15 protein-coding genes are annotated in these 13246 nt (G+C 53.9%); 6 read left to right on the top strand and 9 right to left on the bottom strand.

Going from position 1 to position 13246, the window contains the following annotated elements; translation table 11 throughout:
• Positions 1-21 precede the first annotated feature (21 nt).
• The 3 genes from J1779_RS03250 to epmA form a co-directional block, all read right to left on the bottom strand.
• Positions 22-1380 carry an 8-oxoguanine deaminase gene (locus J1779_RS03250; protein ID WP_217202870.1) on the bottom strand — a complete coding sequence of 453 codons (1359 nt, stop codon included), beginning with the start codon at positions 1378-1380 and terminating at the stop codon, positions 22-24.
• A gap of 94 nt (positions 1381-1474) precedes the next feature.
• A complete protein-coding gene (locus J1779_RS03245) occupies positions 1475-2839 on the bottom strand; it encodes a nucleobase:cation symporter-2 family protein (RefSeq protein WP_183850000.1) in 1365 nt (454 codons plus the stop codon).
• A gap of 267 nt (positions 2840-3106) precedes the next feature.
• Positions 3107-4084 (bottom strand): elongation factor P--(R)-beta-lysine ligase, encoded by a 978-nt coding sequence (gene epmA, locus J1779_RS03240; protein ID WP_217202869.1) that lies wholly within the window; start codon positions 4082-4084, stop codon positions 3107-3109.
• A gap of 281 nt (positions 4085-4365) precedes the next feature.
• On the opposite strand from epmA, the gene frdA reads away from it, so the two are divergent.
• The 5 genes from frdA (at position 4366) to blc (ending at position 8328) form a co-directional block, all read left to right on the top strand.
• Entirely contained in the window at positions 4366-6165 is a 1800-nt protein-coding gene (gene frdA, locus J1779_RS03235) for a fumarate reductase (quinol) flavoprotein subunit (RefSeq protein ID WP_183849998.1), read from the top strand.
• On the top strand, positions 6158-6892 hold the full coding sequence (locus J1779_RS03230; protein ID WP_056782498.1) for a succinate dehydrogenase/fumarate reductase iron-sulfur subunit: 735 nt from the start codon (positions 6158-6160) through the stop codon (positions 6890-6892). Before frdA ends, J1779_RS03230 begins: the two co-directional genes overlap by 8 nt.
• Positions 6893-6903: 11 nt before the next feature.
• Entirely contained in the window at positions 6904-7314 is a 411-nt protein-coding gene (gene frdC / locus J1779_RS03225) for a fumarate reductase subunit FrdC (protein ID WP_056782499.1), read from the top strand.
• A 9-nt stretch (positions 7315-7323) separates the two neighbouring features.
• Entirely contained in the window at positions 7324-7683 is a 360-nt protein-coding gene (frdD, locus tag J1779_RS03220; RefSeq protein ID WP_056782500.1) for a fumarate reductase subunit FrdD, read from the top strand.
• Between the two features lie 120 nt (positions 7684-7803).
• Positions 7804-8328 carry an outer membrane lipoprotein Blc gene (blc, locus tag J1779_RS03215; protein ID WP_056782501.1) on the top strand — a complete coding sequence of 175 codons (525 nt, stop codon included), beginning with the start codon at positions 7804-7806 and terminating at the stop codon, positions 8326-8328.
• 77 nt (positions 8329-8405) lie between these two features.
• On the opposite strand, the gene J1779_RS03210 is transcribed toward blc, so the two are convergent.
• The 3 genes from J1779_RS03210 to efp all read right to left on the bottom strand — a co-directional run bounded on the left by J1779_RS03210 (position 8406) and on the right by efp (position 9464).
• Positions 8406-8540, bottom strand: a complete 135-nt coding sequence (locus J1779_RS03210) for an entericidin A/B family lipoprotein (protein WP_014333643.1) — start codon at positions 8538-8540, stop codon at positions 8406-8408.
• Between the two features lie 134 nt (positions 8541-8674).
• Positions 8675-8803 (bottom strand): entericidin A/B family lipoprotein, encoded by a 129-nt coding sequence (locus J1779_RS03205; protein ID WP_056782525.1) that lies wholly within the window; start codon positions 8801-8803, stop codon positions 8675-8677.
• Positions 8804-8897: 94 nt separating this feature from the next.
• Positions 8898-9464 (bottom strand): elongation factor P, encoded by a 567-nt coding sequence (efp, locus tag J1779_RS03200; RefSeq protein ID WP_056782502.1) that lies wholly within the window; start codon positions 9462-9464, stop codon positions 8898-8900.
• Positions 9465-9501: 37 nt separating this feature from the next.
• Between efp and epmB the strand changes: the two genes are divergently transcribed.
• Entirely contained in the window at positions 9502-10530 is a 1029-nt protein-coding gene (gene epmB / locus J1779_RS03195) for an EF-P beta-lysylation protein EpmB (protein WP_217202868.1), read from the top strand.
• 80 nt (positions 10531-10610) lie between these two features.
• Here the strand turns inward: epmB and J1779_RS03190 are convergent, their stop codons facing one another.
• The 3 genes from J1779_RS03190 to J1779_RS03180 form a co-directional block, all read right to left on the bottom strand.
• The gene (locus J1779_RS03190; protein ID WP_122096303.1) at positions 10611-10955 is read right to left on the bottom strand and encodes a DUF4156 domain-containing protein; all 345 of its coding nucleotides are present in this window, start codon (positions 10953-10955) and stop codon (positions 10611-10613) included.
• A 299-nt stretch (positions 10956-11254) separates the two neighbouring features.
• Positions 11255-12901, bottom strand: a complete 1647-nt coding sequence (gene groL / locus J1779_RS03185) for a chaperonin GroEL (RefSeq protein WP_056782504.1) — start codon at positions 12899-12901, stop codon at positions 11255-11257.
• A 49-nt stretch (positions 12902-12950) separates the two neighbouring features.
• Entirely contained in the window at positions 12951-13244 is a 294-nt protein-coding gene (locus J1779_RS03180) for a co-chaperone GroES (RefSeq protein ID WP_009636718.1), read from the bottom strand.
• Positions 13245-13246 lie beyond the last annotated feature (2 nt).

Below are 13246 nucleotides of genomic sequence, written 5' to 3'. Positions count from 1 at the left end.
GCCCTTTTTTACGCCCTGAGTTTACAGATCCGCGATCAGCGCCGCCGCGGCTTTACGGTGTCGTGATATCAGCGATGCCACATCCATATCTACAATCTGGCCGTCAATGACGCGCCATTTTCCGCCGACCATCACGCGATCGGCTTTCTCCGCGCCGCACAGTAACAAGGCGGCAATGGGATCATGGCTGCCGCTGAAACGTAACTCGTCGAGTTTAAACAGCGCCAGGTCGGCCTGCTTGCCTACCGCGATCTGTCCGATATCATCACGCCCGATAAGCGTCGCCGAACCCCGCGTCGCCCAGCCCAGCACTCTTTCCGGCGTCACATATTCCGCACCGTATTTCAGCCGTTGCAGATACAGTGCCTGCCGCGCTTCGTACATCAGATTCGAGGCGTCATTTGATGCCGAACCATCAACGCCCAGTCCAATCGGCACGCCTGCGGCCTCCAGGTCACGCGTCGGACACATGCCGGACGCCAGCCGCATATTCGACACCGGGCAATGACAGATGCCGGTGCCCGCCGCGCCGAGACGGCGGATTTCATCGTCGTTAAAGTGAATGCCGTGCGCCAGCCACGTCCGGTCACTCAGCCAGCCGACGCTTTCCAGATAATCCACCGTGCGCAGGCCAAACATCTTCAGGCAGAACGCCTCTTCATCCAGCGTTTCCGCAAGATGCGTGTGTAAACGGACATCTTCCCGCCGGGCCAGCCGGGCGCTTTCGCGCATGATTTCTGTCGTGACGGAAAAAGGCGAGCACGGCGCCAGCGCAATCTGCATCCATGCCCCTTCACCGCGCTGGTGATAGCGGTCAATCAACCGCTGACTGTCGCGCAAAATGGTTTCGCCCGACTGAACCGTCTGTTCCGGTGGCAGCCCGCCCTGCGCTTCACCGAGGCTCATTGAGCCCCGCGTCAGTAAAGCACGCATGCCCAGTTCCCGGACCACGTCCACCTGCACATCGATGGCTTCTTCCATCCCTTGCGGAAACAAGTAATGGTGATCTGTGGTGGTGGTGCAGCCAGACAGCAACAGTTCGGCCATCGCCACGCGGCTTGCCAGCCCGAGCGCTTCAGGCTGCAAACGCGCCCAGACCGGATACAATTTTTTCAGCCACGGGAATAACGGCACATTGACCACGGGCGCCCAGGCCCGGGTCAGTGTCTGATAAAAATGATGGTGGGTGTTAATCAGGCCCGGTAGCAAAACACTCTCTGAGGCATCAAAAATATGATCCACCGGTTGCGAAGGTGGCTGGCCGGGGGGCAGCAATTCGACGATTTTCGCGCCTTCGATGACAATGCCCCCGCGTGCCTCCAGGGTGTTTGAGGTAAAAACAGCCAGCGGATTTTTGATCCACGTGCGTAGCTCTGACATATCTGACGTCCTTTTTTGGTCCGAAGGTAACTTCAAAAAGTGAGTCAGCTCAGTTATGCCCTGTCTGCTGATCCAGGGGCGCAGTCGCGATGTATCAGTGAACTTTCATTTCCTCTGCGAGCACGCTGACGCGTTCAGCGGGCATCAGTAAATTGAGCAGGATGGCGACAACACCGCCGCTGGTGACCGCATGCCCAAAGATATTGCCGACGATCGGCGGGAATTGCCCCAGCGCTTCGGGTACCGCTTCAATGCCCAGGCCGATACCGAATGAAATGGCGATAATCAGCATTTCACGGCGTCCTACCGGCGATTGGGTCATGATGCGGATGCCGGCGGCCACCACGCTGCCAAACATCACCAGCGTCGCCCCGCCCAGCACCGGCGCGGGTATTTGCTGCAGAATGCCGCCGATAAACGGGAACAACCCCAGCACAACTAAAACGCCGCCGATGTACATGCCGACATAGCGGCTGGCGACGCCGGTCATCTGGATCACGCCGTTATTCTGCGCAAACGTGGTGTTCGGGAATGACGAAAACATCGCCGCAATCATACAACTGACGCCGTCCGCCAGAATTCCACCCTTGAGGCGTTTACGGAAGCTTTCCCCTTCAATCGGCTGCTGCGACAGCATGCAGTTTGCGGTCAGATCCCCAACCGCTTCCAGAATACTGATAAAGGAAACCAGCGCGATGGGAACGAAGATGATCCAGTCAAACCTGAAGCCGAAGCGGAATAACTGCGGCAGCGCAAACCAGTCCCCCTGCAGCGGTTTCAGTGGCAGATGCCCGCTCAGGTACGCCGCAACGCAGCCCACCACGATGCCTGAAACGATGGAAGACAGACGCACCCAGCGCACGTTGATTCGGTTACAGGCGACGATAACCAGCAGCGTCAGTGCCCCAAGGCCAATATTGACCGGTGCGCCGAAATTCGCCGCGCCGTGTCCGCCAGCCCAGTCAGTAATGCTGACTTTAATCAGGCTGATGCCAATCAGCGCGATAACGGTACCGCTCACCAGCGGGGTGAAAACCCGGCGCATCTGACCAATAAAACGGCTGACCAGCAGCGGAATGAAGGCTGCCACGAAGTTCACACCAAATATCATCGCCATAATGTCTTCGGGGGATCCGCCACGGCTTTTGACCAGCAGCCCTCCGGACAAGATCACCCCCAGAAAAGCAAAGCTGGTGCCCTGCAGGCAAATCATGCCCGCGCCAACCGACATAAACCGGCGCGCCTGAAGAAAGGTTCCGATGCCTGAAGCCAGCAGCGACATGCTGATCAGATAAGGTAAATAGGCGTTCAGCCCGAGAACCGAGCCGATAATCAGCGGCGGGGTGATGATCCCCACCACACTGGCAAGCACGTGCTGAACTGCCGTGAGGAATGCCGGCGCCGGTGCGATACGCTCTTCCAGTCCATAAAGCAGTTCTTTTTCATTGGATTCAGACATAACGGGTTTCCGGGATAATGAGTGATAACCCTGTTATGCATAAAGCAGGCCAGTGACGAAAAAATTTGCCTTAACGTCCTGCAACGCCCGGTTTCTGCGGCCAGCCGAAAAACAGGCGCACTGAAACTTTCAAATCAGTGTCGCGCCATTTGGGTACTTTTGTTTCATGAAATGCGCGGTTAACGGGTTTATGCACAAAAAAAGGGCAAGGGAAAAAGGAAGGGAAGGTAAAAAGTCCTGACCGGGCGGTCAGGACTCAAACGCTGATCAGGCGCGCATCACCGGGAACGCCAGCACATCGCTCAGGCTGGTAGCGCCGAGCGCAATCATAATCAGGCGGTCAACGCCCAGCGCCACACCGGAACACTCCGGCATACCGTGTTCTAACGCATCCAGCAGGTTGTTATCGATAGGATGCTGGGGCAGGCCGCGTGCCGCTCGCTTGCGGTTGTCCTGTTCGAAACGCTGACGCTGTTCACGACCATCTGTCAGTTCGCGGAAACCGTTCGCCAGTTCAATGCCTTTGTAATACACCTCGAAACGCTCGGCCACGCGATGATCTTCCGTGCTGATTTCCGCCAGAGAGGCCTGCGTCGCCGGGAAGTGATACACGAACGCGGGCTTGTCGCGGCCTATGTGAGGTTCCACGCCCATGGTGAACAACAGTTGTAATAATGTGTCGCGGTCTTCTTCGGTGTCAGCAATATTCGACAAATCCAGCTTCGCTGCCGCTTCGCGCAGTTCCGCTTTGTCGGCAGACAACGGATCAACATTCAGATGACGGGTGAACGCCTGCTGGTAAGAGAGCGTTTCTGCACTGTTGCAGTCGAGTACCTGTTGCAGTAAATCATCCACTTCATTCATCAGCCGGTACATGTCATAACGCGGACGGTACCACTCCAGCATCGTGAACTCAGGATTGTGATGAATGCCGGCTTCTTCGTTGCGAAAACTGCGCCCCATCTGATAAATAGGACCGCTGCCCGCCGCCAGTAAGCGTTTCATGTGGTATTCCGGGCTGGTCATCAGATACAGCGTTTTGCCCTCTGCGGCTCCGGGCCCGACGAAACGCGTCTCGAAAGGCACCAGATGAATATCGGTCACCGTGGCCTGGCTCATGGCTGGCGTTTCGACTTCCAGCACGCCGCGATCGGCAAAGAAACGGCGGATCTCAGTGAGGATAGTCGCACGCTTCAACAGATTGGCGATGGAGGCGCTGGGTTGCCAGCTGGCTGTTTCGCTCATGGTGATTTACTCCGAATGCAGAAAAGTCATGCAGTCTACCTGCATCCTGTGGGCAAACAAATATCTCATTTTGCGAAGCACAACGCAGAGAAAGCCTAAATCCGCGTTCACATCAAATTACCCCTTCTACCCCTTAGGTATACTAATTCCCTTACAAACAATAAGAATATTACCCTCTGGGACAGCGCCTGTATGTCATCAGGGTTCACTAAGCCTTCGATTCCGAAGGCGTTTCGCGGGTGTTTCAAACCCGATCTTTTTGATGATAGTGGAGGAATGCAGTGCAAACCTTTAACGCCGATATTGCAATTATAGGTGCAGGTGGGGCGGGTTTACGCGCAGCAATAGCCGCAGCGGAAGCCAATCCTGACCTGAACATCGCATTGATTTCGAAAGTGTACCCAATGCGCAGCCATACTGTCGCCGCCGAAGGCGGTTCTGCCGCGGTGACGCAGGATCATGACAGTTTTGATTTGCACTTCCAGGATACCGTTTCCGGCGGCGACTGGCTGTGTGAACAAGATGTGGTGGATCATTTCGTTCATCAATGTCCGACAGAAATGGCTCAGCTGGAAATCTGGGGCTGCCCGTGGAGCCGCAAAGAAGATGGCTCGGTCAACGTCCGTCGTTTTGGCGGCATGAAGATCGAACGCACCTGGTTTGCCGCCGATAAAACCGGCTTCCACATGCTTCACACCCTGTTCCAGACCTCCCTGAAATACCCACAAATCAAACGTTTCGACGAGCATTTCGTCCTTGATATTTTGGTCGATGACGGTCAGGTGCGCGGCGTGGTCGCCATCAATATGATGGAAGGTACCCGCGTGCAGATCCGCGCTAACGCGGTTGTCATGGCGACCGGTGGCGCAGGCCGTGTTTACCGTTACAACACCAACGGCGGTATCGTGACCGGCGATGGTATGGGCATGGCATTCCGTCACGGCGTGCCGCTGCGTGATATGGAATTCGTGCAATATCACCCTACCGGTCTGCCGGGCTCCGGCATCCTGATGACTGAAGGCTGTCGTGGTGAAGGCGGTATTCTGGTGAACAAAGACGGCTACCGTTATCTGCAGGATTACGGCATGGGGCCGGAAACACCGCTGGGTGAGCCGAAAAATAAATACATGGAACTCGGCCCTCGCGACAAAGTGTCGCAGGCGTTCTGGCACGAATGGCGCGCCGGACGCACCATCGAAACCCCGCGCGGCGACGTGGTTTATCTGGATTTGCGCCATCTTGGCGAGAAAAAATTACGCGAACGTCTGCCGTTTATCTGCGAGCTGGCAAAAGCCTACGTCGGCGTTGACCCGATCACGGATCCGATCCCGGTACGCCCTACCGCCCACTACACCATGGGCGGCATCGAAACTGACGCACAGTGCGAAACCCGGATTAAAGGGCTGTTTGCCGTCGGCGAATGTTCTTCCGTCGGTTTGCATGGCGCTAACCGTTTAGGTTCCAACTCTCTGGCAGAACTGGTGGTCTTCGGACGCATGGCCGGTGAACAGGCCGCGTTGCGCGCTGCACAGGCCACAGACTTTGGCAATACCGCCGCGCTGGATGCTCAGGTGCGTGATATTGAAAATCGCCTGTCAGCGCTGATGCAGCAGGAAGGGGATGAAAACTGGGCGACTCTCCGCGATGAAATGGGTCTGGCGATGGAAGAAGGTTGCGGGATTTACCGTACCACCGAGCTTATGCAGAAAACCATCGACAAGCTGGCGGAGCTGAAAGAGCGCTTTAAACGGGTCAAAATCCACGACACTTCCAGCGTCTTCAACACCGATCTGCTGTACACCATTGAGCTTGGCCACGGCCTGGAAGTGGCCGAATGTATGGCGCACTCCGCCATCAACCGTCGTGAATCTCGCGGGGCACATCAGCGTCTGGATGAAGGCTGCACCGAGCGCGATGACGTCAATTTCCTTAAGCACACCCTGGCATTTTATCAGCCTGATTCCTCGCCGCGTCTGGAATACGGGGACGTGAAAATCACCACGCTGCCGCCAGCCAAACGCGTTTACGGCAGTGCAGGCGAAACTCAGGATAAAAAAGATAAGGAGCAATCCCGTGGCTAAAATGCACAGCCTGAAGGTTGAAATCATGCGCTATAACCCGGAGACGGACAGCGCGCCGCATCCGGTGGTGTATGACGTCCCTTTCGATGAGACAACCTCCGTTCTCGATGCCCTCGGTTATATCAAAGATCATCTTGCGCCAGACCTTTCGTACCGCTGGTCATGCCGCATGGCAATTTGTGGCTCCTGCGGCATGATGATCAATCGCGTGCCCAAACTGGCCTGTAAAACCTTCCTGCGTGAATACCCGCAAGGGATGCAGATTGAAGCGCTGGGCAACTTCCCGGTGGAACGCGATTTGGTGGTCGATATGACTCACTTTATCGAAAGCCTCGAAGCCATTAAGCCTTACATCATCGGTAATTCACGTACCGTCGATCAGGGGCCGGGTAATCAGACACCGGCGCAGATGGAGAAATATCATCAGTTCTCCGGCTGTATCAACTGCGGTTTGTGTTATGCCGCCTGCCCGCAGTTCGGGTTAAATCCGGAGTTCATCGGCCCGGCCGCCATCACGCTGGCACATCGTTACAACCTCGATAACCGCGACCAGGGTAAAGCGCAGCGAATGCCACAGCTTAACAGTCAGAACGGTGTCTGGAGCTGTACGTTTGTCGGGTATTGCTCCGAAGTCTGTCCGAAGCACGTTGACCCTGCCGCCGCCATTCAGCAAGGCAAAGTCGAAAGCGCTAAAGACTTCATGATCGCGAGGCTCAGACCGCAATGAGGGAGGAAAATATGACGACTCAAAGTACGGGCAGCAAGCGCAAACCCTACGTGCGTGAGATGAAAGCCAGCTGGTGGAAAAGCCTGCCTTTCTACCGTTTTTATATGCTGCGCGAAGGCACGTCGGTTCCGGCCGTCTGGTTCAGCCTTTTGCTGCTGGCTGGCGTTTTCTCGCTACGTAACGGGCCTGAAAGCTGGGCGGGTTTTGTGGATTTTCTGCAAAATCCGGTGGTCATGTTGATCAACCTGATCGCCCTGCTGGCGGCGCTGCTGCACACCAAAACCTGGTTCGAGCTGGCGCCTAAAGCCTCCATCGTGATTATCAAAGACAGGAAGATGGGGCCGGAGCCGGTGATTGCTGGTTTTTGGGGCGTGACCGTGGTTGTGACGCTGGTGATCCTTGCCATCGCGCTGTTTCTTTGAGGAGGCGAAATGAAAAATACTCTGCCTAAACGTTCAGATGAACCGGTATTCTGGGGGCTGTTTGGCGCCGGGGGTATGTGGAGCGCAATCTTCGCGCCGGTGATGATTTTGCTGGTGTGTTTCCTGCTGCCGCTGGGTTTCTTTCCCGGTGAAGCACTGAGCTACCCGCGCGTACTGGCTTTCGCACAAAGCTGGATCGGCCGTCTGTTCCTGCTGCTGATGATCGTGCTGCCTTTGTGGTGCGGTCTGCACAGGATCCATCACGCCATGCATGACCTGAAGATCCACGTTCCCGCCGGGAAATGGGTGTTCTACGGTCTGGCGTCGATCTTAACCATCGTCACCCTTATCGTATTGATCCGTCTCTGATCCCTGACGATCTGACCTCACAGCGGCCTGCTCTCTGGCCGCTGATTTTTCCTCTCTGTTCTTTTCCTTTTTTCTCAAATGTTACCTACACTTAGATGCTTACCTAAGGAAGGAATATTTATGCGTATCTGGTCAAAACTGGGTGTCATCGTCACGGCACTGCTCTCTGTCGCCTGCAGCGTTACCCCACCGAAAGATGTCAAAGTCGTCAATAATTTCGAACTCAACCGTTATCTCGGCACCTGGTATGAAGTTGCCAGACTGGATCACAGTTTTGAGAGCGGGCTTGAACGCGTTACCGCGAACTACAGCCTGCGCGATGATGGCGGCGTTAAAGTCATTAACCGTGGATTTAATCCAAAGAAAAACAAATGGCAGGAAAGTGAAGGGAAAGGATACTTCACCGGATCGACAGCGCGTGCCGCGCTCAAGGTTTCTTTCTTCGGTCCGTTTTATGGCGGTTATAACGTCATCGAGCTGGATAAAGACTACCGCTACGCGCTGGTCTGCGGCCCGGACAAGAGTTATCTGTGGATCCTTTCACGCACCCCAACGCTGGATGACAGCGTGAAACAGCAGTTGCTGAAAACCGCGCAACAATACGGCTTCGACACCAGCAAGCTGGTGTGGGTCAAACAACCGTAAGTTTTCCGCCCTTCAGAAACAACACTGCCTGCATCAATGTGCAGGCAGACTTCAGTTTACTTCAGGTCGTTCAGCCGCTATTGCGCGCTTTTCTGAATCGCTTGCCCGCCGGCGGACACATCTTCACCCACGCCACGCGTGGTATTGCAGGCGGTTAACGCAGAAGACAGAACAAGAACAGATAAGATAGCGAGGATACTTTTCTTCAGCATATAAATTTCCTTCCTATAGGAGTATGTAAAGTACAACCCTTTAAGTGTAGTTAACTTTTAGGAAATGCAGGAAATCAGGAAGGCTTTTAAGAAAATTGGAAAAAAGAAATGGAAGGTTAACAAGGCTGAAGGGATCAGCCTGCGCGTGAAATCGCCCCACCCAGATGCTGGATGTCTTCACCAAAACCATGAACCGTGTTGCAGCCGGATAACGAAGCCAGCGCCATCACTGAAACCACGATAAGCATCATCTTTTTCAACATGATCAATAATATCCGATTCAATTCGTTGAGGCAGGAAAGCTGCAACAGGCGTTTACCTGTGGCAGCTCTCATCCGGCAAAATAAGCAGGGAACCTTATTTAACGCGGGAAACGTATTCGCCAGAACGGGTGTCACAACGAACAATTTCACCGATCTGCACGAACAATGGCACTTTAACCACGGCACCGGTGCTCAGGGTCGCAGGCTTGCCGCCGGTACCCGCTGTATCACCTTTCAGGCCTGGATCAGTATCCACCACTTCTGCTTCGATGAAGTTTGGTGGCTGTACCGCGATAGGACGACCATCCCACAGAGTGACGATACATTCCGCATTGTCTTGCAGCCATTTAGACGCGTCAGACACGGTTTTTGCTTCAACGCCGTGTTGTTCGAAAGTCTCTGGGTGCATGAAATGGTAGAACTCACCGTCGTTGTAGAGGTAAGTCATGTTGGTATCTACCACGTCCGCGCCTTCGCAGGAGTCAGTAGATTTGAAGGTTTTTTCTACACGTGAACCGGTCAGCAGACGACGCATTTTCACGCGTGCGAAAGCCTGACCTTTGCCCGGTTTTACGAACACACTGTCTTCGATAGCGTAAGGCTCGCTTTCGAACATGATTTTAAGACCCGGACGGAAATCGTTGCTAGAATAAGTCGCCATGATGGCCCTCTAATTTTAAACTGGTATTAGCCAAAAAATGGCAAACATTGTAACCCTAAATACGCCATTTAGAGAAGATTGGTTGTATCAACTCGGCGATGTTATTACAGACCCGGATGAACTGCTTACTCTTCTGGCACTTAACGATAATGCAGAGCTGCAAAAAGGGCGTGAAGCCCGTCGTTTGTTCCCGCTACGAGTGCCCCGCGCCTTTTTGGCACGAATGAAACCGGGCGATCCGCAGGATCCTTTATTGCTTCAGGTATTAACCGCCCGCGAAGAGTTTATCGCCGCGCCGGGGTTTACCACTGACCCGCTTGATGAACAACGCAGCGTTGTTCCGGGTCTGTTGCACAAATATAGCAATCGGGCCCTGCTACTGGTGAAAGGCGGCTGCGCGGTGAACTGCCGCTACTGTTTCCGCCGTCATTTTCCGTATCAGGATAACCAGGGGAATAAAGCCAACTGGGTTCAGGCGCTGGATTATATCCGTACATGCCCCGAACTCGATGAAATTATTTTCTCTGGCGGCGATCCGCTGATGGCAAAGGATCACGAACTCGACTGGTTGATCGGCGAACTGGAAGGGATCGCGCACATTAAACGTCTGCGCATTCATACCCGTTTACCGGTCGTGATCCCAGCCCGCATTACCGATGCTTTCTGTCAGCGTCTTGAACAATCGCGTTTGCAGGTGCTGATGGTGACGCACATCAATCACGCCAACGAGATTGATGATGCACTGCGCGCCAGTATGGCTAAGCTGAAAAAGCACGGCGTGACCCTGCTCAATCAAAGCGTATTACTGCGTGGTGTGAATGATTCAGCAGAGGTGCTGGCCGCGCTGAGCAATGCGCTGTTCGACGCCGGTATTTTGCCTTACTACATCCACGTGCTGGATAAAGTCCAGGGCGCAGCACATTTCATGGTGAGCGACGATGAAGCGCGCATCATTATGAAAGGGCTGATGAGTCAGGTGTCGGGTTATATGGTGCCGAAACTGACGCGTGAAATTGGCGGCGAGCCAAGCAAAACGATTCTGGATTTACGTCTGAAGCAGTCCTGACGACGACCAGAGAATGCAAAAAGGGATGCCCGATGGCATCCCTTTATTATTTCTAGGCGATCATAACGCGCAAGGCGCGATTATGGGCACTTATAAACCTGGCCGACCATTTTGCTGTCAACGGGTGCAAAGCTGGACAGGAAGTTCTGAGACGGGCTGTTAGCACCATAAATGGTGTTGCCGCCCATGGCTGCTGCTTTGTTACGCAGGTCGTTGGCTGCACCACGCATGGAGCTGCCGTCACCACCGGTACCTGAGAACCAGTTGCTTTGGGCACCGGTTACCTGGCCGATCAGCTGACATTCAGCGCCTGGCTTATCGTCGGTGAATTTCACCTGCTGGCCTGCAGCATCCAGTTGATGAGTGGTACTGCACCCGGCAAGCAGCGCGATAGCTGACAGGCCCAGTAACATTTTAATCCGCATCACTTTCCCCATTTGTTTTTGTAATCACATAAAGCCTATCAGAAAACACCTGGCTCTCTTAGGCATCCGTTGCCACGCATACCCAAGTTCGCGCTATCGGTAAAAATCCGAAAACCACGCAGAAACGAGTCTACACGTTAAAGGCCGGCGACAATGAGAGTTATCTTACTGAACCTGACAAAAAAGGGTCAAATAAAAAAACCCGGCCTTTTCAGACCGGGTTTCTTCAGCAGGTTAATCAGTAAACAAAAATGTCTGCTGATTTCGCCTGCCTGCGGATGAGCGCAGGGGGATGATGATTACATCATGCCGCCCATGCCGCCCATTCCACCCATACCGCCAGCGCCACCCATATCGACTTTATCGTCTTTAGGCAGGTCGGTGATCATGCACTCAGTGGTGATCATCAGGCCAGCTACAGAAGACGCGTACTGCAGAGCAGAACGGGTCACTTTAGTTGGATCCAGGATACCCATTGCGATCATGTCGCCGTATTCTTCGGTATAAGCGTTGTAGCCGAAGCTGCCTTCGCCTGCTTTCACTTTGTTAGCGATGACAGAAGCTTCTTCGCCTGCGTTGACAACGATCTGACGCAGTGGAGATTCCATCGCGCGCAGAGCAACGCGGATACCCACGTTCTGGTCTTCGTTATCGCCTTTCAGGCCAGCCAGGGTGTGAGCAACGCGGATCAGCGCAACACCACCACCGGCAACCACGCCTTCTTCAACAGCAGCACGGGTTGCGTGCAGCGCATCTTCAACGCGGGCTTTCTTCTCTTTCATTTCAACTTCAGTCGCTGCGCCAACTTTCAGAACAGCTACGCCGCCTGCCAGTTTAGCCACACGCTCTTGCAGTTTTTCGCGATCGTAATCAGAGGTCGCTTCTTCGATCTGCTGACGGATCTGAGAAACACGGCCCTGAATGGTCGCTTCTTCGCCAACACCGTCGATAATGATGGTGGTGTCTTTGTTGATCACAACACGCTTAGCCTGACCCATGTCTTCCAGCGTCGCTTTTTCCAGCTCCAGACCGATCTCTTCAGAGATAACGGTACCGCCAGTCAGGGTTGCGATGTCCTGCAGCATAGCTTTACGGCGGTCGCCGAAGCCTGGTGCTTTAACCGCAGCAACTTTCACGATGCCACGCATGGTGTTCACTACCAGAGTCGCCAGGGCTTCGCCTTCAACGTCTTCAGCAATGATCAGCAGTGGTTTACCGGCTTTCGCAACGGCTTCCAGAACTGGCAGCATTTCGCGGATGTTAGAAATCTTTTTGTCAGCCAGCAGAATGAACGGGCTTTCCAGTTCGATTGAACCGGTTTCTGGTTTGTTGATGAAGTACGGAGACAGGTAACCGCGGTCGAACTGCATACCTTCAACAACGTCCAGCTCGTCTTGCAGACCGGTGCCTTCTTCAACAGTGATGACGCCTTCTTTGCCGACTTTTTCCATCGCTTCAGCGATCAGTTTACCGACGGTTTCATCGGAGTTAGCAGAGATGGTACCCACCTGTGCAATGGCTTTAGAGTCAGAGCAAGGTACAGACAGTTTTTTCAGTTCTTCAACGGCGTGAATCACAGCTTTGTCGATACCGCGCTTCAGGTCCATCGGGTTCATGCCCGCAGCCACAGCTTTCAGGCCTTCGGTGATGATGGCTTGTGCCAGAACAGTTGCGGTAGTGGTACCGTCACCTGCTGCATCGTTCGCTTTGGACGCCACTTCTTTCACCATCTGTGCACCCATGTTCTCGAACTTGTCTTCCAGTTCGATTTCACGTGCAACGGACACGCCGTCTTTAGTGATGGTTGGTGCGCCGAAAGATTTGTCCAAAACCACGTTGCGGCCTTTAGGGCCCAGGGTCACTTTTACTGCATCAGCAAGGATGTTTACGCCACGCAACATTTTTACGCGTGCGTCATTACCGAATTTAACTTCTTTAGCTGCCATTGTTAATTTCCCTTCAATTCGTTCAGTTCAGAAAAAAGTGGGTCGAGGATCAGGCTTCTACGATTGCCAGGATGTCGCTCTCAGACATAATCAACACTTCTTCATTGTCGATTTTCTCAGCTTTCACGCCGTAGCCGTCGTTGAAAATGACGATATCGCCAACTTTCACGTCCAGCGCTTTCACTTCACCGTTTTCCAGAATGCGACCATGGCCGACAGCCAGGATTTCACCGCGGGTAGATTTACCTGCAGCGGAGCCAGTCAACACGATGCCGCCAGCGGATTTAGATTCTACTTCTTTACGCTTGACGATAACGCGGTCATGCAATGGACGAATTTTCATTG

This window comes from Rahnella rivi, from assembly GCF_019049655.1.
Lineage (GTDB): Bacteria > Pseudomonadota > Gammaproteobacteria > Enterobacterales > Enterobacteriaceae > Rahnella > Rahnella rivi.
This window is presented reverse-complemented; position numbering and strand designations above follow the sequence as displayed.

Bases quoted from the DNA above. Each gene is read 5' to 3' on its own strand.
- groL (WP_056782504.1), bottom strand. From the start codon at position 12,901: ATGGCAGCTAAAGAAGTTAAATTCGGTAATGACGCACGCGTAAAAATG.
- J1779_RS03190 (WP_122096303.1), bottom strand. From the start codon at position 10,955: ATGCGGATTAAAATGTTACTGGGCCTGTCAGCTATCGCGCTGCTTGCC.
- J1779_RS03250 (WP_217202870.1), bottom strand. From the start codon at position 1,380: ATGTCAGAGCTACGCACGTGGATCAAAAATCCGCTGGCTGTTTTTACC.
- epmA (WP_217202869.1), bottom strand. From the start codon at position 4,084: ATGAGCGAAACAGCCAGCTGGCAACCCAGCGCCTCCATCGCCAATCTG.
- blc (WP_056782501.1), top strand. From the start codon at position 7,804: ATGCGTATCTGGTCAAAACTGGGTGTCATCGTCACGGCACTGCTCTCT.
- epmB (WP_217202868.1), top strand. From the start codon at position 9,502: ATGGCAAACATTGTAACCCTAAATACGCCATTTAGAGAAGATTGGTTG.
- frdC (WP_056782499.1), top strand. From the start codon at position 6,904: ATGACGACTCAAAGTACGGGCAGCAAGCGCAAACCCTACGTGCGTGAG.
- J1779_RS03180 (WP_009636718.1), bottom strand. From the start codon at position 13,244: ATGAAAATTCGTCCATTGCATGACCGCGTTATCGTCAAGCGTAAAGAA.
- J1779_RS03205 (WP_056782525.1), bottom strand. From the start codon at position 8,803: ATGTTGAAAAAGATGATGCTTATCGTGGTTTCAGTGATGGCGCTGGCT.
- J1779_RS03210 (WP_014333643.1), bottom strand. From the start codon at position 8,540: ATGCTGAAGAAAAGTATCCTCGCTATCTTATCTGTTCTTGTTCTGTCT.
- frdD (WP_056782500.1), top strand. From the start codon at position 7,324: ATGAAAAATACTCTGCCTAAACGTTCAGATGAACCGGTATTCTGGGGG.
- J1779_RS03245 (WP_183850000.1), bottom strand. From the start codon at position 2,839: ATGTCTGAATCCAATGAAAAAGAACTGCTTTATGGACTGGAAGAGCGT.
- efp (WP_056782502.1), bottom strand. From the start codon at position 9,464: ATGGCGACTTATTCTAGCAACGATTTCCGTCCGGGTCTTAAAATCATG.